At 67.0% G+C, this 26,823-nt stretch carries 22 protein-coding genes; 13 read left to right on the top strand and 9 right to left on the bottom strand.

What is annotated here, in order from left to right; all coding sequences use genetic code 11:
- Positions 1 to 65: 65 nt before the first annotated feature.
- Together GV161_RS08735 and GV161_RS08730 are read right to left on the bottom strand one after the other, a co-directional pair.
- On the bottom strand, positions 66 to 1,553 hold the full coding sequence (locus GV161_RS08735; protein ID WP_152015080.1) for a M81 family metallopeptidase: 1,488 nt from the start codon (positions 1,551 to 1,553) through the stop codon (positions 66 to 68).
- A gap of 147 nt (positions 1,554 to 1,700) precedes the next feature.
- Entirely contained in the window at positions 1,701 to 2,828 is a 1,128-nt protein-coding gene (locus tag GV161_RS08730; RefSeq protein WP_152015081.1) for a saccharopine dehydrogenase family protein, read from the bottom strand.
- A 120-nt stretch (positions 2,829 to 2,948) separates the two neighbouring features.
- On the opposite strand from GV161_RS08730, the gene GV161_RS08725 reads away from it, so the two are divergent.
- Positions 2,949 to 3,380 carry an Lrp/AsnC family transcriptional regulator gene (locus tag GV161_RS08725; RefSeq protein WP_152015082.1) on the top strand — a complete coding sequence of 144 codons (432 nt, stop codon included), beginning with the start codon at positions 2,949 to 2,951 and terminating at the stop codon, positions 3,378 to 3,380.
- Positions 3,381 to 3,382: 2 nt separating this feature from the next.
- Here GV161_RS08725 and GV161_RS08720 read toward each other — a convergent pair whose 3' ends face one another.
- Positions 3,383 to 4,207: an IclR family transcriptional regulator gene (locus GV161_RS08720; RefSeq protein WP_201303016.1), complete on the bottom strand. Its 825-nt coding sequence runs from the start codon at positions 4,205 to 4,207 to the stop codon at positions 3,383 to 3,385.
- Positions 4,208 to 4,407: 200 nt separating this feature from the next.
- On the opposite strand from GV161_RS08720, the gene GV161_RS08715 reads away from it, so the two are divergent.
- The 7 genes from GV161_RS08715 to GV161_RS08685 all read left to right on the top strand — a co-directional run bounded on the left by GV161_RS08715 (position 4,408) and on the right by GV161_RS08685 (position 13,938).
- Positions 4,408 to 5,964, top strand: coding sequence for an ABC transporter substrate-binding protein (locus GV161_RS08715; protein ID WP_152015083.1), 1,557 nt, complete (start codon positions 4,408 to 4,410; stop codon positions 5,962 to 5,964).
- A gap of 109 nt (positions 5,965 to 6,073) precedes the next feature.
- Positions 6,074 to 7,051 carry an ABC transporter permease gene (locus GV161_RS08710; RefSeq protein WP_152015084.1) on the top strand — a complete coding sequence of 326 codons (978 nt, stop codon included), beginning with the start codon at positions 6,074 to 6,076 and terminating at the stop codon, positions 7,049 to 7,051.
- Positions 7,048 to 7,884 (top strand): ABC transporter permease, encoded by an 837-nt coding sequence (locus GV161_RS08705; RefSeq protein WP_152015085.1) that lies wholly within the window; start codon positions 7,048 to 7,050, stop codon positions 7,882 to 7,884. Before GV161_RS08710 ends, GV161_RS08705 begins: the two co-directional genes overlap by 4 nt.
- Positions 7,884 to 9,491, top strand: coding sequence for an ABC transporter ATP-binding protein (locus tag GV161_RS08700; protein ID WP_152015086.1), 1,608 nt, complete (start codon positions 7,884 to 7,886; stop codon positions 9,489 to 9,491). The genes GV161_RS08705 and GV161_RS08700 overlap by 1 nt, the downstream gene beginning before the upstream one ends.
- 132 nt (positions 9,492 to 9,623) lie before the next feature.
- The gene (locus tag GV161_RS08695) at positions 9,624 to 10,913 is read left to right on the top strand and encodes an ArgE/DapE family deacylase (protein ID WP_152015087.1); all 1,290 of its coding nucleotides are present in this window, start codon (positions 9,624 to 9,626) and stop codon (positions 10,911 to 10,913) included.
- A 90-nt stretch (positions 10,914 to 11,003) separates the two neighbouring features.
- The gene (locus tag GV161_RS08690) at positions 11,004 to 11,888 is read left to right on the top strand and encodes a DMT family transporter (RefSeq protein WP_152015088.1); all 885 of its coding nucleotides are present in this window, start codon (positions 11,004 to 11,006) and stop codon (positions 11,886 to 11,888) included.
- Between the two features lie 115 nt (positions 11,889 to 12,003).
- A complete protein-coding gene (locus tag GV161_RS08685) occupies positions 12,004 to 13,938 on the top strand; it encodes a PAS domain S-box protein (protein WP_280179053.1) in 1,935 nt (644 codons plus the stop codon).
- Between the two features lie 7 nt (positions 13,939 to 13,945).
- Here GV161_RS08685 and GV161_RS08680 read toward each other — a convergent pair whose 3' ends face one another.
- The 6 genes from GV161_RS08680 to GV161_RS08655 all read right to left on the bottom strand — a co-directional run bounded on the left by GV161_RS08680 (position 13,946) and on the right by GV161_RS08655 (position 20,637).
- Positions 13,946 to 14,980 carry a LacI family DNA-binding transcriptional regulator gene (locus GV161_RS08680; RefSeq protein WP_244624123.1) on the bottom strand — a complete coding sequence of 345 codons (1,035 nt, stop codon included), beginning with the start codon at positions 14,978 to 14,980 and terminating at the stop codon, positions 13,946 to 13,948.
- A 124-nt stretch (positions 14,981 to 15,104) separates the two neighbouring features.
- Complete coding sequence (locus GV161_RS08675) at positions 15,105 to 16,229, bottom strand: substrate-binding domain-containing protein (protein WP_152015090.1); 1,125 nt, start codon at positions 16,227 to 16,229, stop codon at positions 15,105 to 15,107.
- A gap of 82 nt (positions 16,230 to 16,311) precedes the next feature.
- Positions 16,312 to 17,295 carry an ABC transporter permease gene (locus GV161_RS08670; RefSeq protein ID WP_152015091.1) on the bottom strand — a complete coding sequence of 328 codons (984 nt, stop codon included), beginning with the start codon at positions 17,293 to 17,295 and terminating at the stop codon, positions 16,312 to 16,314.
- Positions 17,292 to 18,272 carry an ABC transporter permease gene (locus tag GV161_RS08665; RefSeq protein ID WP_152015092.1) on the bottom strand — a complete coding sequence of 327 codons (981 nt, stop codon included), beginning with the start codon at positions 18,270 to 18,272 and terminating at the stop codon, positions 17,292 to 17,294. The genes GV161_RS08670 and GV161_RS08665 overlap by 4 nt, the downstream gene beginning before the upstream one ends.
- Complete coding sequence (locus GV161_RS08660) at positions 18,269 to 19,783, bottom strand: sugar ABC transporter ATP-binding protein (protein WP_152015093.1); 1,515 nt, start codon at positions 19,781 to 19,783, stop codon at positions 18,269 to 18,271. Before GV161_RS08660 ends, GV161_RS08665 begins: the two co-directional genes overlap by 4 nt.
- Positions 19,780 to 20,637 carry a sugar phosphate isomerase/epimerase gene (locus GV161_RS08655; RefSeq protein ID WP_152015094.1) on the bottom strand — a complete coding sequence of 286 codons (858 nt, stop codon included), beginning with the start codon at positions 20,635 to 20,637 and terminating at the stop codon, positions 19,780 to 19,782. The genes GV161_RS08660 and GV161_RS08655 overlap by 4 nt, the downstream gene beginning before the upstream one ends.
- A gap of 771 nt (positions 20,638 to 21,408) precedes the next feature.
- Here GV161_RS08655 and GV161_RS08650 point away from each other — a divergent pair.
- From GV161_RS08650 to GV161_RS31320, 5 genes are read left to right on the top strand one after another with little or no spacing between them, the layout of a single operon-like run.
- On the top strand, positions 21,409 to 22,002 hold the full coding sequence (locus GV161_RS08650; protein ID WP_152015095.1) for a flavin reductase family protein: 594 nt from the start codon (positions 21,409 to 21,411) through the stop codon (positions 22,000 to 22,002).
- A gap of 17 nt (positions 22,003 to 22,019) precedes the next feature.
- A complete protein-coding gene (locus tag GV161_RS08645; RefSeq protein ID WP_152015096.1) occupies positions 22,020 to 23,024 on the top strand; it encodes an MsnO8 family LLM class oxidoreductase in 1,005 nt (334 codons plus the stop codon).
- A gap of 17 nt (positions 23,025 to 23,041) precedes the next feature.
- A complete protein-coding gene (locus tag GV161_RS08640; RefSeq protein ID WP_152015097.1) occupies positions 23,042 to 24,385 on the top strand; it encodes an LLM class flavin-dependent oxidoreductase in 1,344 nt (447 codons plus the stop codon).
- 50 nt (positions 24,386 to 24,435) lie between these two features.
- Positions 24,436 to 24,969, top strand: coding sequence for a GNAT family N-acetyltransferase (locus GV161_RS08635; protein WP_152015098.1), 534 nt, complete (start codon positions 24,436 to 24,438; stop codon positions 24,967 to 24,969).
- 41 nt (positions 24,970 to 25,010) lie between these two features.
- Positions 25,011 to 26,813 (top strand): amino acid ABC transporter permease/ATP-binding protein, encoded by a 1,803-nt coding sequence (locus tag GV161_RS31320; protein WP_152015099.1) that lies wholly within the window; start codon positions 25,011 to 25,013, stop codon positions 26,811 to 26,813.
- Positions 26,814 to 26,823: the final 10 nt, after the last annotated feature.

The following is a 26,823-nucleotide window of genomic DNA, read 5'->3' as shown; positions in this document are numbered from 1 at the left end:
CATCCCTGCATCCTCCGGTCTTGTCGCTGCCGGCGCTTTCGGCCGGTCGTGATCTTTAATCCCGCTCAGATGTCGTCGAGCGGGAAGATCGGGCGGCGCACCTTCTTGTAGGGGCGCTCCTTGAAGTTCTTGGTCGAGAGCGCGCCGGTGTCGACCTCGATCACCTCGCGGGCGATCGGCTCGAAGGCGGCGCGGAAATGCTGCATCGACTTGACGATGACGGTCGATTTCCGCGTGGGCTCGACGCCCAGCGAGGTGAACTGGGCAAGGTCGGTCGCCTGGCCGTTATGGGTGATGACGATGATCTCGACATCGTCGACCCGCAGCAGCGCCGAGAGGCCGTAATTGCGCCAGACGCCGCCGGCCATCGGCCCGTAGCAGATGAAGTGCCCGTCGGTCAGCGCCACGACATGAGCGTCGAGCTCGAGCGGGCCGCCGCCGGTATTCGGGTCGACCTTACCGCCGAGCTTCAGTCTGACGCGGTTGCCGACGCCAGCCGCCTGCGCCGCGAGCGCGGCCTCGGGATCACGGATCGCATGGAAGCCGACATTCCTGAGGCCGGCCTCGAGCACAGCGCGCAGCAAGTTGGTTGCATCGCCATAGGCGCCTGAGCCTGGATTGTCGGAATAGTCGGAGATCACCAGCGGCTTGCCGCCGGCCTCGGGGCCGAGCCTGCCTTCGCCGGCCTTGGCCCTGGCCATCGCCTCCTTCAGCGGAGTGAAGTGGATCGAGGAGAAGTGCCGCTGCTCCCAGGCATAGTCCATCAGCTCCTCGGCGATGGCTTGCGCCTTGCCGCGATCGTCATGGGTGACGGCGATGGAGGGGCCGATATCGTGCACATCGGCCGAGGAGAAGCCGGCCTGGACGCTGACGACGAGCGCCTCGCCCGCCGCCTCCAACGCGTCGCCGCGGCGCAGCAGCTCCATGAAGGGCGGCGAGGTCGTGCGCCCGCCATCGAGCGCGTAGAGGATCGGCCGGCGCGCCACCGCGACGCGCGGCCTGATCTCGCCCCGCATCGCCCGCTCCAGCAGTTCGGCGCCCTGCCAGGTCCGTTCATACTGGTCGATATGCGGATAGGTCCGGTAGGAGATCAGCGCATTGGCGTTGTCGGCCATGAGCTGCGTCAGCGTCGCGTGCAGGTCGAGGATCGCGACGACGGGAACGTCCGGCCCTATCTTGGTGCGGATGCGCTTGAGCAATTCGCCCTCGCCATCATCAGAGCTTTCCGTCGCCATCGCGCCGTGCAGGTGCAGCAGCACGCCGTCGAGCCGGTCGCAAGCGGCGAGGATCATGCCGGCGAAGACGTCAAAAGCCGCGTCGGTGACGCGGCCTGACGGGTTGGCTCCGGTGACCAGCGGGTGGACGAGGCTCCAGCCGAATTTCTCGGCGGCTTCGAAGGCGGCGCCCATCGAGGTCCGCGTGCCCTGGAAGGCGGCGGGAACCTCATTGTCGCGGAAGACGCCGTGATGGCGGAACACCGCCTCATCGGTGAGCTGAACACTGAAGGTGTTCGTCTCGTGCATGAATTCCGCGATCAGGACGCGTCTGGCCATCGTGCGATCGTTTCCCCGAAAACGTTCCCTATGGAACCATTTTTTGTTTTGTAGCGTGGGTCCGGGCGTTTGCCAGCCCGGACCCGTTCATGCGTCCCCTCACATCGGCCCGCTTGCGGGGCAGGGGCGAATATGCTTGGCGCGAATTCAGGCGGCGCGGGCCGCGTGGGTCTCGCCGGGGGCGTGGCCGAGATCCTCGGGCCGGGCATAGGCGCGGCCGAAGCGGTTGGCGAGGAAGGCGTCGAAGCCGATATCCTCCTGCTTGACGAAGCCCTTCTGCGGCAGCTTGCCCTCGGCGAGCAGGTCGAGCACGGCGCAGATGCCCGAGGCCGTGGTGATCTGGATGGCGCTGCGCATCACGCCGCCGACCACGGCGCTGTAGACCTTGTTGGCATAGGTCTGCTGGGTCAGGCGCCCGTTGAGGCGGCCGCTGGCGGTGACGAAGATCACGACCACGTCCTGCAGCGTGCTCGGCAGGGCGTTCTCAAAGATGTCTTTCAGCACATCGCGACGCTCGCTGAGGCGCAGATCCTGCAGCAGCGCCTTCATGATCGCGCAATGGCCGGGATAGCGGATGGTGCGGTAGTTCAGCGTGCGCACCTTGCCGGCGAGCGTGTCGCAGAGCGTGCCGAGCCCGCCCGAGGTGTTGAAGGCCTCGTAGGTGATGCCGTCGAGCGAAAACTCCTCGCGTTCTTCCATCGCCGGCACCAGCACGCGCTCGCCGTTGACGACCGCTTCGCAGGGCTCGCAATACTCGTTGATGACGCCGTCCGTGCTCCAGGTCAGGTTGTAGTTCAGCGCGTTCGACGGGTACTGCGGCAGCGCGCCGACGCGCAGCTTCAGGCTGTCGAGCTGGTCGAAATCCCTAGCGAGATCGGCGGCGACGATCGAGATGAAGCCTGGCGCAAGCCCGCATTGCGGAATCAGCGCCGCCTTGGCGGTCAGCGCGAGCTCCTTGACGCGGCGGGTCGAGGCGACGTCCTCGGTCAGGTCGAGATAGTGCACGCCCTGGGCGGCGGCGGCCTCGGCGATGCGCGTCGTCAGGTCGTAAGGGGCGGCCGAGAGCACGGCGAAGGCGCCGTTCAGGATCTGAGCGAGCTCGGCGGCATCGGTGATGTCGACCCGGCGGGTCGAGATCGTCGGGCTGGTCTTGATCGCGGCGAGCTGTTCGTTGGAGCGGTCGGCGATCACCACGCGGTAATCCCCGGTTGCGCCGAGCAGGTCGGCGATGGTTGCGCCGATCTTGCCGGCGCCGATGACGACCACGTTTTTCATGGTTCCCCCGATGAATCTGTTTCTGAAGGACAGATTCACCGAAGGCTTCGTCGGATAGAAGCCGGCGACACGACGATTCATATGGGATTTTTCAGCGAAACGCCGTAAGCTTTCGGCGCTATGCCGATAGACCCGACAGATCGCCATCTCCTGACCCTGCTCACCGAGAACGCCCGCGCTCCGGTGGCCGAGCTCGGCCGCAAGCTTGGTCTGTCACGCACGACGGTGCAGAGCCGGATCGAGCGGCTGGAGCGTCGCGGCGTCATCGCCGGCTACACCGCGCGGCTTTCGGAGGATTACGAGAAGGGCCAGGTCAAGGCGCATGTCCTGATCACCGCCCTGCCGAAGCTTGCGGCGCGCGTCGAGACGGAACTGCGCCGCATCCCCGAGATCAGGACGCTGCATTCGATCAGCGGCCAGTTCGACATGATCGCTGTGGTGGTCGCGCCCTCGATCGGTGAGCTCGACGGGCTGATCGATCGGATCGGCGGGCTCGAAGGCGTCGAGCGCACCATGTCGTCGATCATCCTCTCGACCCGGATCGAGCGCTAGCCTCAATCCGGCAGGACGCGTCCTCCGATCCGCGCCGCGGCGTCGCGCAGCGCGTCGAGATGCACCGGGCGCCCTTGTGGCGCGACGATCGAGGTCAGCGAGGAGATGCTGAGCGCGCCGGCGAGCGCGCCCGAGCGGTCGAAGATCGGCACGCCGACGCCGGTCAGGCCGATGAAGAAATCATCGGCCGCCAGCTCCCATCCCTGGGCGCGGATGCGCTCGGCCTCGCGCCAGAGCAGCCTGGGATCAGTCTGGCTCGCCGGCGCGCGCTTGGGCAGATCGAGCGAGAGGGCCAGCCGGCGCTGCTCGTCGTCGAGATAGGCCAGCAGCACGCGCGGGCCGCCGCCGCAGTTCAAGGGCGCCTGCGCGCCGACGGCGAACCAGGTGGCGTCGACATGCGGCAGCGAGGCGCGCACGCGATCGACGCAGAGCCCTCGCCCGGCGATATGGACCCAGAGGAAGGCGGTGGCGCCGGTCTTCTCGGCGATCTCGGTCAGATAGGGGCCGGCGATGTCGCGCAGTTCGCGGCCGGTCGTCACCGCGCTGCCGAGCTCGATCAGTCCGACGGCCAGCGCATAGCTCTGCGAATGCTCGTCGTATTCGACGAGTTCGTTGAGCTGCAAGGTCAACAGCAGACGTCGCGTCGTGCCCTTGTCGAGGCCGACCTGCCGGGCCAGCTCACTGAGGCCGAGCCGCGGATGCTCCGGGCGGAAGGCCCTGAGCAAGGCGATCGCACGGTCGACGGCTCGGACGATCGGCACGCCCGGCGGCAGTTGTGCGGCCCTGTCCTCGTCTTTCTGGTTCATCGCAGCTGAAGGGTACGCCATGTTCGTTTGCTGAGCGTGTCGCCTAATAACACGGCATGTCAATCCTTGACACGGAATTTGTCTCTCGCTTTCATTGCGGCGGAGCTTGCCAATGGACGCCTGATCGGGTGCGATCGGCCTGAGCTGGCTGGTGAACGAAAAACGGGGACGCCTGGGCCGCTGCATGCCGCGGACCTCGGCGCTGGGAACGGAGAACGACGATGACCGGATTGAGATTTGGCCTGGCGCTCGCCGCCTCCGTCCTGGCGCTCGGCGTAGCGCAGGCTCAGGAACCGAAGAAGGGCGGCACGGTCCACGTCGTCGTCCAACCCGAGCCGCCGATGTTGATGCAGGGGCTCAACCAGAACGGCCCGACCAACATGGTCGCCGGCAACATCTACGAGTCGCTGCTGCGCTATAACGAGAAGCTCGAGCCGCAGCCCTCTCTCGCCAAGAGCTGGGAGATCTCTCCCGACGCCAAGGTCTACACCTTCAAGCTGCAGGAGGGTGTGACCTGGCATGACGGCAAGCCGTTCACGGCCGACGACGTCGTCTTCACCCTCGACAAGTTCCTGCGCGAGGTCCATCCGCGCTGGCGTCCGATCGTCAACGCCCAGGTCGAGAAGATCGAGAAGGTCGACGACCTCACCGTGAAGATCACGCTGAAGCAGCCCTTCGGCCCGCTGATCATGACGCAGGAGGTCGCCTCCGCGCCGATGATCCCGAAGCACATCTATGACGGCACCGATTATCGCGCCAATCCGGCCAACAACACGCCGATCGGCACCGGCCCGTTCAAGCTGAAGGAGTGGAAGAAGGGCTCCTACATCCACCTCGTCAAGAACGAGAACTACTGGCTGAAGGGCAAGCCGAATCTCGACGAGATCTACTGGCAGATCATCCCGGACGCGGCGGCGCGCGCCGTCGCCTACGAGACCGGCAAGGTCGACGTGCTGACCGGCGGCTCGGTCGACGTCTACGACGTCGCCCGCCTCGCCAAGCTGCCCAACACCTGCATGACCACCAAGGGCTGGGAGATGTTCGCCCCCCATGCCTGGCTGACGCCGAACGTCCGCAACGGCATTTTGGGCAACAAGCAGTTCCGCCAAGGGCTGATGTACGCGATCGACCGCGAATTCGGCCGCGAGGTGGTCTGGGGCGGGCTCGGCAAGCTGCCGACCGGCCCGATCTCGTCGAAGACCAAGTTCTATTCGGCGGACGTGCCGAAATACGCCTTCGATCCGGCCAAGGCGAAGGAGCTGATCAAGGCCTCCGGCTACAAGGGCGAGACGATCCGCCTGCTCAACCTGCCCTATGGCGAGACCTGGACCCGCTGGACCGAGGCGATCAAGCAGAACCTCGAGGATGTCGGGGTCAAGGTGCAGGTCGAGAACACCGACGTGCCGGGCTGGACCCAGAAGGCCAGCAACTGGGACTTCGACCTCAACTTCAACTTCCTCTACCAGCTCGGCGACCCCGCCATGGGCGTGGCGCGCAGCTACATCACCAGCAACATCGCCAAGGGCAACCCCTTCGCCAATGTCGGCGGCTACTCGAATCCCGAGGTCGACAAGCTCTTCGCCGAGGCGGCGATCGCGCCGACGGACAGCGCGCGACAGGAGCTTTACACGAAAGTGCAGAAGCTCCTGGCCGACGAACTGCCGGTGCTCTGGCTGCTGGAGATGGATTTCCCGACCATCTATCGCTGCAACGTCAAGAACCTCGTCACCACCGGCGTCGGCGTCGACGACGGCTTCCGTGATGCCTGGAAGGAGTGATGTGATCCGATAGGATCACGTCATGCTCGGGCCTGACCCGAGCATCTCCTGCAAGAGATTCTCGGGTCTGCGCTTCGCTTCGCCCGAGAATGACGCCAGCGGAGCCTGAATGAACCTCGCGCAATTCCTCGCCGGCCGGCTCGCGAAGGGGATCGTCGTCCTCTTCGCCATCGCGGTGCTGAACTTCTTCCTGATCCGGGCTGCGCCGGGCGATCCGGCGCAGGTGCTGGCCGGCGAGGCCGGCGCTGCCGACGAGCAATTGCTGATCCAGTTGCGCGAGCGCTTCGGCCTCGACCAGCCGCTGCTCACCCAGCTTTGGGTCTATCTCAAGGGCTATCTGACCTTCGATCTCGGCTTCAGCTATCGCCAGCAGCAGAGCGTGCTGAGCCTGATCCTCGACCGCCTGCCTGCGACGCTGCTGCTGACCGGCGCCGCCTTCATCGTCTCGCTGGGCCTCGGCACGCTGATGGGCGCGCTTGCCGCCCGTCGCGCCGGTCGCTGGCAGGACAGCGTCATCACCACGCTGGCGCTGGTCTTCTATGCAACGCCGCTGTTCTGGGTCGCGCTGATGAGCCAGATCGTCTTCTCGCTGAAACTCGGCCTCGTGCCCAATGTCGGCTATGAGAGCATCGGCGCGAACTATACCGGGCTCGCCCGCGCGCTCGACATCGCCAGCCATCTCGTCCTGCCGGCCCTGACGCTCGGCCTGTTCTTCACTGCGCTCTACGCCAGGATGATGCGGGCCTCGATGCTCGAGGTCGCCGGCGCCGATTTCGTCAAGACGGCCCGCGCCAAGGGGCTCAGCCCCGGCGTGATCTCGCGTCGCCATGTCGCCCGCAACGCCATCCTGCCGGTGGTGACCCTGGCGGGCTTGCAGGCTGGCCAGCTCGTTGGTGGCGCCGTGCTCACCGAGACCGTCTTCGCTTGGCCCGGCATCGGCCGCCTGATGTTCGATGCCCTTGTGCAGCGCGACTATTCGGTGCTGCTCGGCGTCTTCTTCATTTCCTCGGCCATGGTCGTCGGCTTCAACATCCTGACCGATATCGTCTACCGGCTGGCCGATCCGCGCATCGAGGCGGTGTCATGAGCTTCCTCAAGCGCTTTTCCCGCAATCGCGGCGCCCTGATCGGCCTTGCCATCCTGATCGCGGTGGTGCTCTTCGCCATCCTCGCGCCCTCGCTCTATCCGCAATCGCCCTGGCGCACGGTGGCGCGGCCCTTCCTCGCCCCCTTCGTCATGGACCGCTTCCCGCTTGGCACCGATACGCTGGGACGCGACATCGCCTCCGGCCTGGCACATGGCGCCCGCGTCTCGCTGACGATCGGGCTGGTCTCGACGATTGTCGCGCTGCTGATCGGCGTGCCGCTCGGCGCCATCGCCGGCTATGCCGGCGGCTTCATCGACGATGCGCTGATGCGCTTCACCGAGTTCTTCCAGACCATCCCCTCTTTCGCGCTCGCGATCGTCCTGGTCGCGATCCTGCAGCCCAAGCTCGGCTCGATCGTGCTCGCGATCGGCGTGGTGAGCTGGCCGCCGGTGGCGCGGCTGGTGCGCGGCGAAGTGCTCTCGCTGAAGACGCGCGAATATGTCCAGGCCGCGATCACCATCGGTCAGCCGACCGCGCGGATCATCTGGAGCCAGGTCCTGCCCAACACGATCGCACCGATCATCGTCATGGGCTCGCTGATGATCGGCTCGGCGATCCTGCTCGAATCCTCGCTCTCCTTCCTCGGCCTCGGCGATCCCAACCTGATGAGCTGGGGCTACATGGTCGGCGCCGGGCGCACCCGCCTGCTCGACGCCTGGTGGATCAGCTTCTTTCCGGGCGTCGCGATCTTCCTGACCGTGCTGGCGCTCAATCTTGCTGGCGAAGGGCTGAACGATGCGCTGAACCCGCGCCTCGCCCGGGAGAGGGAATGATGGCCGACCCCGTTCTCTCGATCGAAGGGCTGAAGCTCGCTCTGCCTGTCATGGCCGACCGCCCCTATGCGGTCGAGGATGCGACGCTTCGCATCGCCGCCGGCGAGACGCTCTGCGTCGTCGGCGAGTCCGGCTCCGGCAAGTCGATGATCGCCCATGCCGTGATGGGGCTCTTGCCCAAGGCGGTGAAGCCGGTCGCGGGTGCGATCAAGCTCGCTGGCCGCGACCTGCTGGCGCTGTCGGAAGACGCGATGCAGGACGTGCGCGGCCGTGAGGTCGGCATGATCTTCCAGGAGCCGATGACCTCGCTCAACCCGGTCATGCGCGTCGCCGACCAGATCGTCGAGACCTTCGAAGCGCATAAGCTGCTGAGCAAGCCGGAGCGCTATGCGAGAGCCGTCGCGCTGCTGACCGAGGTTGGTCTGCCCGAGCCCGAGCGACTGGCGCGCGCCTATCCGCACGAGCTCTCCGGCGGTCAGCGCCAGCGCGTGATGATCGCGATGGCGCTCGCGCTCGAACCCAAGCTGCTGATCGCCGACGAGCCGACCACCGCGCTCGACGTCACCACGCAGGCGCAGATCCTCAAGCTGATCGACAATCTCCGCCACAAGCACGGCACCGCGGTGCTGTTCATCACCCACGACATGGGCGTCGTCGCAGAGATCGCCGACCGCATCGCCGTACTGGAGAAGGGCGTGCTGGTCGAGGAGGGCACCGTCGATCAGGTGCTGGGCTCGCCTGTTCATCCCTATACGCAGAAGCTGCTCGCCGCCGTCCCTTCGTTGACGCCGCCGGAGCGGCCGCCGCTGCCGGAGAGCAAGCCGGTGCTCACTGTCGAAAAGCTCGGCAAGGTCTATCGCAAGCGCGCCTTTTTCCGGCCCGGCCGCGAAGTGAGGGCAGCCGACGATGTCAGCTTCACGCTGGCGCGGGGCGAGACGCTCGGGCTCGTCGGCGAATCCGGTTCGGGCAAGTCGACGGTCGGGCGCTGCTGCCTGCGCCTGATCGAGCCGGATTCCGGCCGCATCACTCTCGGTGATCTCATCATCACCGACCTCAGCGTCGCGGCGCTGCGCCCGCATCGCAAGCGTATCCAGATGGTCTTCCAGGACCCGTTCGCCTCGCTCAATCCGCGCCAGACCGTCGGCCGGATCATCTCGGACGGTCCGGTCGCGCATGGCGTCTCGCGCAAGGACGCGCTGGCGCGGGCTAGGGAATTGCTCGAGCTGGTCGGGCTCTCCGCCAATGCGATCGACCGCTACCCGCACGAGTTCTCCGGCGGCCAGCGCCAGCGCATCGGCATTGCCCGGGCTCTCGCCCTCGAACCCGACGTGCTCGTCGCGGACGAGGCGGTCTCGGCGCTCGACGTCTCCGTGCAGGCGCAGATCCTCAAGCTGATCAAGGACATTCAGCAGCGGCTCGGTCTCGCCATCCTGTTCGTCACCCACGACCTGCGCGTCGCCGCCCAGATCTGCGACAAGATCGCGGTGATGCAGCGCGGTCGGATCGTCGAGAGCGGTCCGACCGCCGCGCTCTTCGCCGCTCCCCAGCACGACTACACCCGCCAATTGCTCGCCGCCGTCCCGGGTGGGGAGCGGTTCGGGCGGTGACCACACCTCGTCATGGTCGGGCCTGTCCCGACCATCCACGCCTTCGTTGGGCGCAGGCCGTGTCCAAGACGTGGATGCTCGCCACAAGGGCGAGCATGACGGCGTAACCCTAGGACTGCCGGAGACCCTCACATGCCGCTCGATCCCGCCTTGCGCGACCGCATTCTCGCTTCCGTCGAAGCGGGCTTTGCCGAGCAGATCGCCTTCACCCAGGAGATGATCCGCTTTCCCTCGACCCGCGGTGACGAGCACACCGTCCAGGATTTCATCTTCCGCGCCTTGAAGCAGCGCGGCTTCACCATGGACCGCTTCCCGATGGACCGCGAGGCGATCGGCCGCCACCCCGGCGGCGCGCCGTTTTCGGACACGCATTCGGACGCACCGATCGTCGTCGGCATCCACCACCCGCGCGAGGAGAAGGGCCGCTCGCTGATCCTGCAGTCTCATGTCGACGTGGTGCCGACCGGCCCGGCCGAGCTCTGGACGCATCCGCCCTTCGATCCCGTGATCGACGGCGACTGGCTCTACGGCCGCGGCGGCGCCGACATGAAGGCCGGTGGCGCTGCCAATCTCTATTGCCTCGATGCGCTCCGGCGCATCGGCCTGCAGCCGGCGGGAACCGTCTACGTCCAGTCGGTGGTCGAGGAGGAATCGACCGGCAATGGCGCGCTGATGACGCATTTGCGCGGCTACGAGGCCGATGCGGTGCTGATCCCCGAGCCGGAAGAGGAGATGCTGGTCCGGGCCAACACGGGCGTGCTCTGGTTCCAGTTCGAGGTCCGCGGCGTGCCGATGCATGTGCGCGAGATGGCGGCCGGCGCGAACGCGATCGACGCGGCCTATCGCGTCATCGGCGCGCTGCGCGAGCTTGAGGCGGCGCTCAATCGCGAGAAGCATGGCCGCAAGCATTTCGAGGACATTGCTCACCCGATCAACCTCAACATCGGCAAGATCGAGGGCGGTGACTGGGCTTCCTCCGTGCCGTGCTGGTGCAGGGTCGATTGCCGCATCGGGCTTTATCCCGGCATGTCGGCCGAGGAGCTCGGCCAGCGCATCGAGGCCAAGGTGCTGGCCTTCGCGCGCTCCGACAGCTTCCTCTCGAACAACCCGCCCAAGGTCGTCTTCAACGGCTTCTGGTCCGAGGGCTATGTGCTCGAACCCGGCAGCGAGGCCGAGGCCGTGCTCGGCCGCGCCCATCAAGGCTCGACCGGCAAGGCACTGAAGAGCTTCATGACCCCCGGCTATCTCGATACCCGAGTCTATGCCCTCTACGACAAGGTGCCGGCGCTCTGCTACGGGCCGATCTCGCAGAACATCCACGCCTTCGACGAGCGCGTCAGCCTGGCGTCGCTGAAGCGCATCACCGGCACGATGGCGCTCTTCGTCGCCGAATGGTGCGGCGTCGAGCCAGTTGCTGGCTGAAGGGGGCAGGCCGGGTGCACGCCCGTCGTGCATCCAGCCTCCACTGAAATCACATGACGCCGCCAACGCATCCTCCCGCATAGTCGCGCCATGCCGCAAGCTTCTGCCCGCTCGCTCCTGCTCGTCCCGCTGCTCGGGCTGCTCTGGGGCTTCAACTGGCCGGCGGTCCGGATCTCGCTGACCGAGATCGCGCCCTGGACCTTGCGGGCCGGCGGCATGACCTTCGCTGGCCTCGCTCTGGTCGCGGTCGCTCTGGCGCGGGGCGTCAGTCTCAAGGTGCCCACGGCGCACTGGCCGAGGCTGATCGTCGCCGGCATCCTCTCGATCGCCGCCTTCAACATCCTGCTCGCCTTCGCGCAATTGATGGCGCCGACCTCGCGGGCCGCGATCCTGACCTTCACCATGCCGGTCTGGGCGACGCTGATGGCCTGGCCTGTGCTGGGCGAGCGCTTCGACCGGGCGCGGCTGATCGGCCTGGGGCTCGGCATCGCCGGACTGCTCTGCCTCGGCCTGCCATTGATCCAGGCCGGGCAATTGTCGCCGGGACTCGGGCTCGCCTTGCTCGCCAGTCTGAGCTGGGCGCTCGGTACCATCGTCACCAAGCGCTGGCCGGTCGCGGCGCCGACGCTGTCGATCGCCGCCTGGCAATTGCTGATCGGCGGCGCGGCGGCCGGCATCGGCATGCTCACCTTCGAGGGCATTCCGGTCCCGAAGGCCCTGTCGCCGCCGGTTGCGGCGGCACTGACCTTCCATATCCTCGGCGCGCAGGCGCTCGCTTATTTCCTCTGGTTCACCGTGATCGCCCGGCTTCCGGCCGGCATCGCCAGCCTGGGAACGCTGATGGTTCCGGCCGTCGGCGCGCTCGGCTCCGTGCTGCTTCTCGGCGAGAGACCGGCGGCCAGCGACTGGCTCGGGCTCGTGCTTGTCGTCGCGGCTTCAGGCGCGATCCTGGTCTCGCCGAAACCGGGTCGTTGACCCTAGGTCAATTTTTCTTCGTCCCACCCGGAACCTTTTGCGCAACGCCGCGTTCAGCGCGTTCGACATGTCACATGCCAAGGTTCCAAACGTGCCTGAGATTGCGGAAGGTCCGGTGACCGCCGAGCGTTATCGATTGCTGGTGGAGTCCGTCACGGACTACGCGATCTACATGCTCGATCCGCAGGGAACCGTGATCAGCTGGAACCCGGGCGCCCGGCGCTTCAAGGGCTATGAGGACCACGAGATCATCGGCCAGTCCTTCTCGCGCTTCTACACCGAGGAGGATCACGCTGCCGGCTTGCCGGAGCGCGCCTTGCGTCAGGCTGCGGAGGAGGGCCGCTTCGAGAAGGAAGGCTGGCGCGTCCGCAAGGATGGCACCCGCTTCTGGGCCCATGTCGTCATCGATCCGATTCTCAACCCGGCAACCGGCCGCGTGCTGGGTTACGCCAAGGTCACGCGCGATTTGACCGAGCGCAGGGAGGCGGATCAGGCGTTGCGGCGCAGCGAGGAGCGTTTCCGCCTGCTGGTCCAGGGCGTCACCGACTACGCGATCTACATGATCGATCGCGATGGCGTGGTCACGAACTGGAATGCCGGAGCGCAGCGGATCAAGGGCTATTGCCCTGATGAGATCGTCGGTCGGCATTTCTCGTTGTTCTATCGCCCGGAGGATCGGGCCAATGGCGAGCCCGAGCGCGCCTTGCAGACGGCGATCGACAAGGGCAGTTTCGAGAAGGAGGGCTGGCGCCTGCGCAAGAACGGCGAAGCGTTCTGGGCGCATGTCGTGATGGATCCGATTCGAGACGATGCCGGCGAGATCATCGGCTTTGCCAAGATCACCCGCGACCTGACCGACCGCCGCAAGGTCGAGGCCGAGCTCGATGCTGCGAGGGAGGCATTGTTCCAGGCGCAGAAGATCGAGGCGCTCGGCCAACTCACCGGCGGCGTGGCGCATGATTTCAACAATCTGCTCACCGCCGTCATGGGCAGCCTCGAGCTGGTCCGCCGCCAGATCGGCGATGAGCGCCAGCTCAATCTGATCGACAATGCGATCAAGGGGGCGAGCCGGGGCATCTCCCTGACGCAGCGCATGCTCTCCTTCGCCCGCAAGCAGGAGCTGGCGCTCCAGCCGGTCGCGGTCGAGGTGCTTGTCGCCGAGATGGGCGATCTCCTGCAGCGCTCGCTGGGGCCGTTGATCGGGATCGAGACGGATTTTCCCGCCGATCTCGCCATGGCCGCGGCCGATCCCAACCAGCTCGAAACCGCGGTGCTCAATCTCGCCGTCAATGCGCGCGACGCCATGCCGGAAGGCGGCGTGCTGCGGGTCGGGGCCAGGAACGAGACCGTCGCCCGAGGCCATCGGAGCGGCTTGCCGGATGGCGACTATATCCGGCTCTTGGTTGCCGACACCGGCAGCGGCATGGATGCAAAGACGCTCGCCCACGCGACCGAGCCCTTCTTCACCACCAAGGGCGTCGGCAAGGGCACGGGGCTCGGCCTCTCGATGGTGCACGGCATGGCCGAGCAGCTTGGCGGCCGTTTGCAGCTGCACAGCTGCCCGGGAGACGGGACGACTGTGGAGATCTGGCTGCCGGTCGCTGCCGCGTCCGCAACGGCCGAGTCTGTGCAATTGCCTGTCGAGGCGAAAACGGAGACCGTCATGGCGCCACGTCCGCTCACCGTGCTCGCGGTCGATGACGATGCGCTCGTACTGATGAATACGACGGCGCTGCTCGAGGATCTCGGCCACAAGGTGATCGAGGCCAGCTCGGCCCGCGAGGCGTTGACGATCCTGGCAGGTGGCGAAGAGATCGACCTGCTGATCACCGACCATGCCATGCCGCAGATGACCGGTGCGCAATTGATCGCCGAGGTCGGAGAGCGCTGGCCGGCCCTGCCGGTCATTCTCGCAACCGGCTATGCCGATCTGCCGGCGGGAGGTGGAGCCGGCGTGCTGCGGCTGAACAAGCCGTTCTGGCAGGCCGATCTGGAGAAGACGGTTGCGGCGGCGATGGCGCGGCGCGCAACGGCGGCCGCAGCAGCCTGAGGAGCTGCTACCGGGTCCGATCGGTTCGCTTGGGCGGCGCGGCTGCCGAGCCACGCTCGACCAGCCGGGTCGGCAGCACGAGATCGGGAGGGGCACCGCCGCCCGAGAGCTGTTCGATCAGCAGCTTCATCGCCGCCTGGCCGATCTCGCGGCGTGGCTGGTGGATGGTGGTGAGCTGCGGCTCGACCGCCTCGGCCAGCACGATGTCGTCGAAGCCAACGACAGAGACATCGTCTGGGACGTTGCGGCCGCGGGCGCGCAGCTCGCCCATCGCGCCGACCGCCATCTGGTCGCTGGCGGCGAAGATGGCGGTGTAATCGACGCCTCTTGCATCGAGCGTGCGGATCGCGGCGCGGCCGGCGGCGAGGCCGAAATCGCCCTCGACGACGAGGTCCGGGTCGGCCGGAATGCCGGCATCGGCGAGGCCGGCGAGATAGCCGTCGCGGCGGTCGAGGCTCATCGGATCCGGCATAGGTCCGGCGATATGGGCGATGCGGCGATGGCCGAGCCTGGCGAGATGGGCAACTGCGGCGCGTGCCGCAGCGTGGTTGTCGACCTTGACCGTTGGCAGATTGAGCCCAGGCAGCATCTCCAGCGCGACGACGATGGGCGGCAGGCGGCTGCGCTTGGCGAGGGCCTCGGGGAAGCGGCCGACCATCAGGATCAGCCCGTCGGCATGGCGCTCCCTGACCATGTCGACATAGCGCAGGATGCGCTCGTCATCGTCGCGGGCATCGCCCATCAGCACCTTGTAGCCGGCATCGATCGCCGCCTCTTCGACGCCCTTGTAGATCTCGAGATAGAACGGGTTGCTGATGTCGCGCACCAGCAGGATCACGGTGCGCGTTGCCTGGAGGCGGAGATTGCGCGCCTGTGCATTGGGAATGAAACCGATCGCCTTGACCGCGTCGAGCACGCGCTCGCGGGTCCGCGCCTTGACCTTATCCGGCTGGGCCAAAGCGCGCGACACCGTCGCGGTCGAGACGCCGGCGAGGCGGGCGACTTCGGCGATGGTCGGAGCGGCTGTGGGTACGTCTTGCAAGGCCAATGATCTGGAAAGTCGGCAGCGAATCGGCGGGACGCCCATCATGCCGCAATCACTGCCGGTAGGGCAGGGGTGGCGCCCGCATCACGCGGGCGCCCGAGGTTGTCGTTACTTTGCCGAGCTACTTGCCGCCCCAGCGGGCCGGATAGTTCGTCATCTGCTCGCAGCCGCAGAGCGCATAGTGCAGCGGCGGCATCTTGTCGTTGACGAACTTGTCGAGGTTCTCGGCCGTGATCGCCGGCTGTGGCAGCTTCCAGGTCGGGCCAACGACCGGCTCGCCCTTGAGGATGCGGATCGCCGCGATCACCGGTGTGCGCCACTGATAGGTCGGGTAGGTCGGCGCGATCGCAGTGAGCTTGTTCTTCTTCCACTTCTGTAGGAAGTCCTGCTGGTCCTCGCCATTGATCACCGGATAGGGCTTGCCGGCATCCTCGAAGGCCTCGAGCGCCGCGACCGCGGTCGCCCCGGCATCCATCCAGACGCCGTCGATCTTGCCGAAGCGATTGATGTAGTCCTCGACGATCGCCTTGGTCTTGGCGTTGTCGCCATTGGTGAATTCGGCGCCGACGACCTTGATGCCCTTCTCCTTGAAGATGCGCTCGGCCGCCGCCCAGCGGTTCTCCAGCACGTCGACGCCCGGCAGGATGCGCAAAGCCAGCACCGCGCCGCCGGCCGGGATCTTCTCGGCGATGAAGCTCGCGCCCTGGATGCCGAAGCCGTAGCCGCCGATCGGGTTGATGAAGGTGACCGGCGCCTTGCTGTCGACGCCGCGGTCGAAGACCACGACCGGCAGCTTCTTGGCGGCCGCCTCGACTGCGGGCGTCAGCGCCGCCGTGGTGTTCGGCGAGACGATCAGCGCGTCGCACTGGCCGCTGTTGACGAAGGCGTTGATGTCCGAGATCTGCTTGTCGTCCTTGCCCTCGGCATCGGCATGGGTGAACGAGGCGATGTCGGCCTTGTTGGCGTCGACCTCGGCCTGCATGTTGGTGAAGCCGACGACGCGCCAGGGATTGTTCACGCCGGCATTGGAGAAGCAGAGCTTGTAGGGGCCGGGCTTCTTGTACTTGGCGGTATCGACCTTCTCGCCGCCGAGATTCTGCTCCCAGGGCTTGCCGTCGGGACCTTGCGGGGCGACCGTGAGCAGGCCCTTCTGGCGCTCGAACTCGGCGGGATCGTTGAAGTTCTGGGCGATGGCGCCCGTCGACAGTGCCGCCAGCAGCGCCGCCAAACCGATCTGCGTCTTCATGTTCACCTCCCTCTGTCACGCCGCCTTGCCGGCGGCCTCTGGCGGAGCGCGTGGGATCACGCGCTTCCGAAAACTCTCAGTCTCAGGCGCGCCGCATACGCCAGGCGCTCGACGCCACCGCGGCGATCAGGATCAGGCCCTGCACGGTCTCGCGCAGTGGCTGCGGCAGGCCCATCAGGTTGAGCAGGGTGAACAGCGCGAACAGGCTGAGCGCGCCGGCGACCGCGCCGGTCACGCTGGCACGCCCGCCAAGCAATTGTGCGCCGCCGATGACGCAGGCGGCGATCGCCTGCAGTTCCAGCCCCTGCCCGACAGCGGTCGAGACGCCGGCGAAGCCACCGAGCAGGATGCCCGCAGTCACCGCCGACAGCGCCGAGATCACGAACACCAGCACCCGCGTCGCGCCGACCGGCACGCCCGAGAGCTCGGCGGCGCGCGGATTGTCGCCGACCGCCAGCACATGCCGGCCGAAGACGGTTGCGTGCAGCAGCCAGGCGGCGAGGGCGACGAAGACGATGAGGATGATCACCGAGAGCGGCATGATCCCGGTCAGCGGGACGTCGCGATAGACGAGGCGTCCGAGCGCCCGGAAGTTCTCCGGCAGATAGCCGCGCGGCGCTCCGCCAGACCACATCAGCGCCGCGCCGTTGAGCGAGAGCAGCATGCCGAGCGTCGTGATGATCGATGGCACCTTGAGCAGGGTGACGACGAGCCCGTTCACCAGCCCGACGCCGAGGCCGATCAGATAGAGCACGCCGATCGTCCACCAGGTATTGTCGGGATTGCCGCCTGCCAGCATCGAGCCGCCGAGCACGCTCAGCGTCACCAGCGAGCCCATCGACAGGTCGAAGCCGCCGCCGGCGATGACGAAGAGCTGGCCGCAGGCGAGGATGATCAGCGGCGCGGCCCGGCGCAGGAAATTGAGGAAGCCCTCGACCTCGAAATAGCTCGGCTGCAGCACCGCGATCGTGCCGTAGAGCGCGAGGAAGACGGCGACGCCGACATTGATGCCACGCGCGAAGCGCAGCGCGGTCGACGGTCCGGACTGGGCGGCTGCGGCGCTCATGCGACATGCCCCTTGCTGCGCACCGCATAGACGGCGACCGCAAGGATGACGATGGCGCCGCGCAGCACCTGCTTCGGAAAGGCGTCGATGCCGGTCATGTTGAAGACGGCATCGAGCGTGGCGAACAGGAAGACCCCGGCCAGCGTGCCCCAGACGCCGCCGCGTCCGCCGGCGAGCAAGGTGCCGCCGATCACCACGACGGCGATCGATTCAAGATCATAGACGCCGTCGCGGCCGACCCAGGGCGCTCCGGCGCGCAAACGGCTGGCGAGGTAGAGCCCGGTCAGACCGGCCATCAGCGAGCACAGCATATGCGCGCCGATCATCACGCGCTCGGTGCGAATGCCGGCGAGGCGGGCGCCGTCACGGTTGCCGCCGGTGGCATAGAGATGGGCGCCGAAGCGCGTGCGGCTCAGCAGCAGCCAGATTGCGAAGGCGAGCACGAACAGCAGCAGCACCGACCAGGGCAACGGCCCGATCCGGCCATAGGCGAAGGCCTGGAAGGCTGCCGGAACCGAGCCGGCGAAATTGCTGAAGCTGGCCGAGAGCAGGCCTTGCAGGATCAGCCCGACCCCGAGCGTCGCGATCAGCGGATTGACGTCGAGCCGCGCGATGATCAGCCCATTGATCAGGCCGACCGCAGCCGACAGCGCCAGCACCGCCAGCACAGCCGGGGCGATCATCGCCGGCTCGCCCTTCATGATGAAGGAGGCGAGCACGGCGGAGACGCTGATCAGGTTGGCGACCGAGAGGTCGATCGAGCCGACCAGGATGGTCAGCGTCTGCCCGAGCGCGACGATGCCGAGGCCGACCATGCGCTGAGTCAGGCCGACAAAACCCTCGCCGGTGAGATAGGCGTGCTGGCCAGTCGCGAGCGCCGTCGCGACATAGAGCGCCAGCGAGCTGGCAAAGAGCAGCGGCGCAATCGGCCATTCGCGCGCCGGGCGGGCAGCGGCGATGTCAGCGCTGGCGCTCATGCTGCGGCCTCTGCATGGCCGGTGCCGAGCGCAAGGTGCATGACGTCTTCTTCGCTCGCGCCGCGCTTCAGCTCGCCAGCGATGCGGCCCTCGTGCATGACGAGGATGCGATCGCTGACGCCGATGATCTCCGGCAGGTCGGAGGAGATCATCAGGATGGCGCGGCCACGATCGGCGAGGCCGCGCATGAGCTGATAGATCGCCGCCTTGGCGGCGACGTCGATGCCGCGGGTCGGCTCGAGGAAAATCAGCACCTTGGGATTGCGGGCCAGCCAGCGGCCGATCACGACCTTCTGCTGGTTACCGCCGGAAAGTTCGCGGATCTCCTGCGCGAAGCCGGCCGCCCTGACATCGACCTCGGTCAGTTGCCGGTCGGCGGCGGCGCGCGCCATCTCGCCGGATCCAGGCGGCAGCAGGCGGCGCGCAAAGGCGCGCAGGGTCATCAGGACATTGTCGCGCAGGGATTGCTGCGGCGCGATGCCTTCCTTCTTGCGGTCGTCGGAGAGGAAGCCGATCCAGGCGGTGATCGCGGCGCGCGGCGATGAGATCACCCCATCCCGCCCATCGATAGTCATGCGGCCGCGCGTAAAGGGCTCGTCACCGAAGATGGCCCGTCCGAGCGCACCCTTGCCCGAGCCCTCGAGCCCGGCGACACCGACGATCTCGCCGGCGCGCAGATCGAGCGCGATGTCGGAGAGGATGGCGTTGCCGGCGTCCTGTATCGACAGGACGACGGGGCCAAGCTTTGCCGGGTCACCCGGTGGCGGGAAGAAATCGGCGAGGTCGCGCCCGACCATCAGCCGAACGATCATCGCTGGCGTCAGCGCCGAGGCGGGGCGCGTCGCGACGAGCTTGCCGTCCTTCAGCACGGTGATGCGGTCGGCGATCGCCTTCAATTCGGCCATGCGGTGGGAGATGTAGAGGATCGCAGCGCCCTCGCGCTTGAGCGTCCCGACCAGTTCCAGAAGTCGGCCGGCATCGCGCTCGTCGAGTGCCGCGGTCGGCTCGTCCATGACGATGATCTGTGAATCGAGCGCCAGCGCCTTGGCGATTTCGACCAGTTGCTGCTCGGCGATCGAGAGCGATTTCACCGGAGCGCCCGGATGCAGCCTGGCACCGACACGCTCCAGCAGCTTGCGCGCGCCCTCCTGCATCGCGGCGCGGTCGAGCAGGCCGCTGCGGGTCGGCTCCAGGCCGAGGAAGATGTTGTCGGCGACGCTGCGCTCGGGCAGCAAGCTGAGTTCCTGATGGATGATGCTGATCCCGGCCCGGCGCGCCTCGACCGGGTGCCGGAACGCGACAGGCTGGCCGCCGAGCAGTATCTCGCCTTCATCGGGGCGATAGACGCCGCCCAGCACCTTCATCAACGTCGATTTGCCGGCACCGTTTTCGCCGCAGATGGCGTGGACCTCGCCGGCCTGGCAATCGAGGCTGACATCGTCGAGCGCTCGCACGCCGGTGAAGCTCTTGCCGATGCCGCGCATCGAAAGGACCGGCGTGCTCGCGCTCATGCCGCACCTGCCTGCGCCCAGCCGCGCCGGATGAAATCGTGACTCTCGGTGAGCAGCGTGTCGAGATCGGGGAAGAGGTCGCGCCAGACGCGCGTTGCCGCGGCGAGCGAGGGCAGCGCCCGGCCAAAGGCCTCGACCGTCAGCCAGCCATCATAGCCGGTGGCGCGGATTGCACGGAACGTCTCGCTCCAGGGCACATGGCCGCGCCCGACGATGCCGCGATCGTTCTCCGAGAGATGGATGTGGTTGATCTCGGGAGCGTAGCGCGCGTAGGCGCCGACCGGATCGCGTTCCTCGATGTTGGCGTGGAAGGTGTCGTACATGTAGCCGAAGTTCGGATGCGCGATCTTCGCCTTCAGCGCGCTCGCAGCCTCCATCGTGTTCAGCGCGTAGCATTCGAAGCGGTTGATCGCCTCCAGCGAAAGCGCGATCCCGGCCTCGCCGGCATCGTCCGCCATGGCGTGCAGTGCCTCGGCGAGATGAGCGAGCTCGTCCTCGCGCGGCCCTTCGCCGGTGAAGACGCCGACCGGCGAGTGATAGGGGCCGGCGATGACGCTGGCGCCGAGCGCCGCGGCGCAGTCGACTGCCCAGCGATGCCGTTCGCGAGCCTTCTGGCGGATGGCCGGATCGGGCGAGAGCGGGTTGCTGTCCTCGGCGACGATGGTGACGATGGTGCGCGCAAGGCCGATCGCATCGAGCCGGCGGCCGAGCCGTTCGTAATGGCCGACATCGCCCTCGAACACGGGAATCTCGACGCCATCATAGCCGATCTCGCGGATGCGCTCGCACAAGGGCAGATGCGCCTCGTCGATGAAGCCGCCGACCGTCAACAGGTTGAAGCCGATCTGGACCATGGCTGAGCTTACGCGTGCTGATCAGCGCAGCCGCAGCGCGGTCGCGCCGCCGGAGAATGCCGATGAATCGACGGTGCCGATGTGCATGATCGGTGCTCCTCCCAAGAATGGCTCATTCTGCGGAGCCGCTTCGAAAGTGATTATGTAATCGATTGCAAAACTGTCAATCGGCTGTTTGCGACGCTCCGTTCCTACCAAAGGTCGTGACCTGGCCGTAGCTCGACGCATTATCCTTGGGCGTTGCCGTTTCGGCGGCGCCGGCGGTTCGAAACCCATCGATCGACCCGACTGTCGCCAGGCCATGTCGGCTCGGGCATCGTCGAAGCGCGCGCCAGCGGGAGGTTGGATGGCGGAACGGAATTCTCCCATCCCGGCCATCGCTCGCAGGCGCTTCCGCCTCCGGTTGCCGGCATCTTTGAAAAGACATTTCATTGACCCTGCCAGTTTTCGCAGGAAGAATGCCAGTATCGAGCGCCGATAACCGCGCCCGGTCGCGGGATTTGCTGGAGCAGCTTGCGCCGCGTCAACAATGCTAAAAGCACCACGATGAAATCGTGGGCTCCGAATGCGGAGACGCGGTGATGAAATCACGTAATGCCTTGGATCCTGAGCGATCGGGCGGCCAGCCGCGATGTTCCTGATCCTTCGTTCTGCGGTCTGACCGCCGAGTTCGTCATTCCCTAGCAGCGTCCGCGTCCCGGTTCGCCCGGCCTGAGCGTCGTCTCCTGACGACGCGCGCCTCGCTGCGTCCTCCCGCCAGCCGAGGCCTGCATGACCGTCGTCTCGCTCGTCACTCCAGCATCCGCCTCCCGCTCGTTCGGCCGCGCCGCGTCGGCGCAAGCCGAGGCACCGAACTTCCGATCGGCGCTGCGCCATCTCGCCGGCGGCGTCAGCGTGATCACGGCCGGGCAGGGAGTCGATCGTACCGGCCTCACTGTCACCTCGCTGTCCTCGCTCTCGGCCGAGCCGCCGACGGTGATGTTCGGGCTCAATCTGAGCTCGTCGAGCTTTCCGGTGCTCGCCCGCCATCGCAGCTTCGGCGTCAACTTCCTCAACGCGACGCAGAAGCAGATCGCCGACCGCTTCGCCGGCCGTGCCGGCGAGAAGGGCGAGGCGCGTTATGCCGGGGCGAACTGGACGCAAGGCGTCACCGGTGCGCCGCTGCTCGAAGGCGCTTTGGCTGCGCTCGACTGCGAGGTCGAGGAGCTGATCGAGCGGCATTCGCACGCCATCGTCATCGGCCGGGTGCGCGAGGTCCGGCTCGGCGGCGACGATGCGGCACTCGTCTATTGGCGCGGCGATTACGAACGCCTCGGCTGGATGGCCGAGGAGGCGCGCACGGCCTGCGGCCTGCGCGGCATCTGACCCTGGCGAGAAACCTCATGGCCTATTCCCTCAGCCTGCTCGACAAGAGCCCGATCCTCGACGGCGAGAGCGCTGTCGATGCCCTGCAGCGCACGATCGCTCTGGCGCAGGCGGCCGAGCGACTGGGCTATCGCCGCTTCTGGCTCGCCGAGCATCACGGCTTTCCCGGCCTCGCCAGCTCGGCGCCTGAAATCGTGGTGGCGCATCTGGTCGCTCGCACCCGCCGCATCCGCATCGGTTCCGGCGGCGTGCTCTTGCAGCACTACAGCCCCTACAAGGTTGCCGAGACCTTCAACCTGCTCGCGGCGCTGGCGCCGGACCGGATCGATCTCGGCATCGGCAAGGCGCCGGGCGGCCTGCCGCTCTCGACCCGGGCGCTGCGGGTCCAGCACGATCCCAAGGGCGCCCGCTCCTTCGACGTGCTGCTGGCGGAGCTCGACGGCTTCCTTTCGGGTTCGCTCGATGCGGGTGATCCGCTTGCCGGCGCGCAGGCCCTGCCGAAGCCGCCTGCGCCAGTGGAGCGCTTCCTGCTCGGCGCCAGCCCGGACAGCGCCCGGCTCGCCGCCGAGCGCGGCTGGCGCTTCGTCTTCGCCGGCCAGCTCAACGGCGATCCGAAGGCGATCGAAGCCAGTCTCGATGCCCATTCAAAGGCCGGAGCCAAGCAGCCACCGCTGTTCGGCCTCGCTGCCCTCGCTGCCGCGACGGCCGAGGAGGCGAGGGCGCTGACCGACCCGCTGCGCGTCGTCAGGCTGACGCTCGACACCGGCCAGAGCGTCAATCTCGGCAGCGAGGAACAGGCCGCCGAATTCGCGCGCCAGGCCGGCGCTGCCTCCTACACCACCGAGATCCGCCGTCCGAGCATCCTCGCCGGAACCGCCGAAGACATTCGGCGCGAGCTCAATGCGCTCTCCGCCCGCTTCGGCATCACCGAATTTGTCATCGACACGCCGGCTGCGGCGACTGCCCAGCGCCTCGCCTCGATCACGCTGCTCGCTGGCGATGCGCCGGCGCTCGCTGCTTGAGCCGACAGGAGACTTCCATGAGCAAGACCCGTCTCACCTTCGGCCTGATGCTGCAGGGCCCCGGCAGCCACATGAATGCCTGGCGCCATCCGAGCAATCCGGCCGATGCCAGCGTCAATCTCGACTTCTTCATCCGCAACGCCCGCAAGGCCGAGGAAAACGGCATCGCCTTCGCCTTCGTCGCCGATGGGCTCTACATCAACGAGAAGTCGATCCCGCATTTCCTCAACCGCTTCGAGCCGCTGACCATCCTCTCGGCGCTGGCGACGGCGACGAATAAGCTTGGCCTCGTCGGCACGGTCTCGACCTCCTACAGCGACCCCTTCACCATCGCCCGCCCGAGATCAGGTCGAGCGAGGCGAATTGGCGGGCGGGCGGGCTGGAATGCGGTGACCTCGCCGCTGGAAGGCTCGGGCCGCAACTATGGCCGTCCGCATCCCGAGCACTCGCTGCGCTACGAGATCGCGCATGAATATCTCGACATCGCCAAGGGCCTCTGGGATTCCTGGGACGACGACGCCTTCGTCCGCGACCGCAAGGCCGGCCGCTTCTTCGATCGCGAGAAGCTGCACACGCTCGGCTACAAGGGCCGCTTCTTCCAGGTCGAGGGTCCGCTCAACATCCAGCGCTCGCCACAGGGCCAGCCGGTGCTGTTCCAGGCCGGGGCTTCCGATGCCGGCATCGGCCTCGCCGGCCGCCATGCCGATGCGGTCTTCGCCAACCACGTCTCGCTGGAGGAGGGCCAGGCCTTCTACCGCAGCATCAAGACCAGTGCGATCGCGCAGGGGCGGCTCGCCGACGACGTCAAGATCTTCCCGAGCGCCGGGCCGATCGTCGGGCGCACCCGCAAGGAGGCCGAGGACAAGTACCAGGCGATCCGCGATCTCGTCTCGATCGACGAGGCGCTCGCCTATCTCGGCCGCTATTTCGACCATCACGACTTCAGCGCCTATCCGCTCGATGCGCCCTTCCCGGAGCTCGGCGATATCGGCAAGAACAGCTTCCGCTCGACCACCGATCGGATCAAGCGCACCGCCGCCCTGAAGCGCCAGACCCTGCGCGAGGCGGCACTGGAGGCGGCGACACCGCGCGCTGACCTGATCGGCTCCACCAAGGAGATCGCCGATATCATGATCGAGCGCGTCGAGAAGCAGGCGGCGGACGGCTTCATCCTCGGCTTCCCGGTGATCGGCCAGGGCCTGGATGATTTCGTCGAGCTGGTCATCCCGGAGCTGGAGGCGCGCGGCGTCTACGACCGCAACCTGCCGGGGGAGACGCTGCGCGACCATCTCGGCCTGCCGCGCCGCGAGAGCCGCTATGCGCGTCCAGCTCCTTCATCCGTGCCGCGCAAGGCCGGCTGAAAGCTCCGCAGAACCCGTTTTCAGAACCCAGCGATCCGAGAGGCTGTCCCATGTCCGACCAGTTCCTCTACACCACCCCGCTCGATCCGCTCGCGCAGCCTTTGGTCGAGCAGCTCACCTGGGAGTACGCCACCCGCTACGGCAGCTATTTCGGCGAGCCGCCCGGCGCCGAGATGAGCCGTTATCCGGCTTCGCTGTTCGCGCCGCCCGAAGGCAATTTCGTCCTGCTGTTGCGTGATGGCCGCGCCATCGCCGGCGGTGCCTTCAAGCGCTATGACGCGCAGACCGCCGAGCTGAAGCGGATGTGGACCGACAGCGCCTTCCGTCGCCAGGGCCTGGCCCGCCGCGTCGTCGAGGAGCTGGAGGCGCAGGCTGCGCGCCAGGGCTATGGCAAGATCTTCCTGACCACGGGCTTTCGCCAGCCCGAGGCGAGGGACCTCTACCTCAGCACCGGCTACACGCCGCTTTTCGACCCCGCTGTCGATCCGGAGGTCTACAAGAAGCTCGCCTTCGAGAAGGATCTTGCTGTCGCGGCCTACACGCTGCGGCCGCCGGCCGAGCAATTGCCTGCCAGCGCGGCCTGATCGCGCCGCTTACCCCAGCAAACAGAAAACGAGTCCCAGCCATGAGCCTCGCCAGCGATTTCGCGGGCCTGCCGACGCGCGCCGATAGCACTCCGCCGACCCGCGATTTCAGCCGCTACCGTATCGTGCCGGCACGTTATCCGGCCCGCGCGATCGGCACAGCCTTCGCGGTCGTCGTCATCTTCGCGGTCGCGAATTCGGTCCTTTCCAACCCGCGCTGGGGCTGGGACGTCTTCGCCGAATGGTTCTTCTCCGAGCCGGTGCTGGCGGGCCTGGCGCGCACGCTGCTACTGACCCTGTTCGGCACGGTGCTGGGCTTCTTGCTGGGCACCGGCCTTGCCCTGGCGCGCGTCTCGGGTTCGCCACTGCTGGCCTCGCTGTCCTGGGCCTATGTCTGGCTGTTCCGCTCGATCCCGCTGATCGTGCTGCTGCTGATCCTCAACAATCTCGGCTATCTCTACTCGACGGTCTGGCTCGGCATTCCCTTCACCGAGATCACCTTCGCGAGCTGGTCGACGACGCAGCTGATCACGCCGTTCTTCGCGGCGGTGCTCGGGCTCACCCTGCATGCCGGCGCCTTCTCCTCGGAGATCGTGCGCGGCGGCATCCTCTCGGTCGACCAGGGCCAGCACGAGGCTGCGGCCGCGCTCGGCCTGCCGCGACGACGCCAGTTCTCGCGGATCGTGCTGCCGCAGGCGATGCGTACCATCCTGCCCAACGGCTTCAACGAGATCATCCTGCTGGCGAAGGGCACGTCCCAAGTCTACATCCTGGCGCTGCCGGAGCTGTTCTACACCATCCAGATCATCTACCGGCGCAATCTCGAGGTGATCCCGCTCCTGATGGTGGCGACGGTTTGGTACCTCGTCATCCTCAGCGTGCTGTCCTTCGTCCAGCACCATATCGAGCGCTATTACTCGCGTGGCGCGCTGCGCAATCCGCCGCCCTCGCTGATCGGGTTGGTGCTGGCACGCTTCAGCCGCTCACGTGACGCCGCCGCGGCGCGCCGTACCGAGGCCGCGCTGGCACAGACGGGTTCGTCCGCCGCAGTCGCTCCTTCGCTGGCGAGCTTGTCGCCTCGTGCCGGCGGCGAGATCCGCATCAGCAACATCTCGAAGAGCTTCGGTCCGCTCAAGGTGCTCGACGATGTCAGCCTGGCGCTGCGGCCGGGCAGCGTCACCGCGATCATAGGTCAATCCGGCTCGGGCAAGTCGACGCTGCTGCGCTCGATCAACCATCTCGAGCGCGTCGACGAGGGCTTCATCGCCATCGACGGCGAGCTGATCGGCTACCGCCAGGACGGCGACACGCTCTACGAGCTCAAGGAGCGCGAGATCCTGAAGCGCCGCGTCGATGTCGGCATGGTCTTCCAGAGCTTCAACCTGTTCCCGCATCTCACCGCGATCGAGAACGTCATCGAAGCCCCGCTTTCGGTGCGCGGTGTCAGCCGCGAGCAGGCTCTGGCCGAGGCGCGCGAGCTGCTCGCCCGCGTCGGCCTTGCCGACAAGGTCGACGCCTATCCGCGCCAGCTCTCCGGCGGCCAGCAGCAGCGCGTCGCCATCGCCCGGGCGCTCGCTTTGAAGCCCAAAGTGCTGCTCTTCGACGAACCGACCTCGGCGCTCGACCCCGAGCTCGTCAACGAGGTGCTCGACGTGATCAAGGAGCTCGCCCGCTCCGGCACGACGCTTGTGATCGTCACCCACGAGATCGGCTTTGCCCGCGAGGTCGCCGACGAGGTCGTCTTCATGGAAGCCGGCCGCATCCTCGAAGTCGGTCCGCCGGCCCGCGTCCTCGCCGAGCCCGACCATCCCCGCACCCGCGAATTCCTCGCCAAGGTCCTCTGAATCTCGTTTC

The organism is Bosea sp. 29B (assembly GCF_902506165.1).
Lineage (GTDB): Bacteria > Pseudomonadota > Alphaproteobacteria > Rhizobiales > Beijerinckiaceae > Allobosea.
Note: the sequence above shows the minus strand (reverse complement) of the source record. Positions and strands in the feature narration are given on the sequence as shown.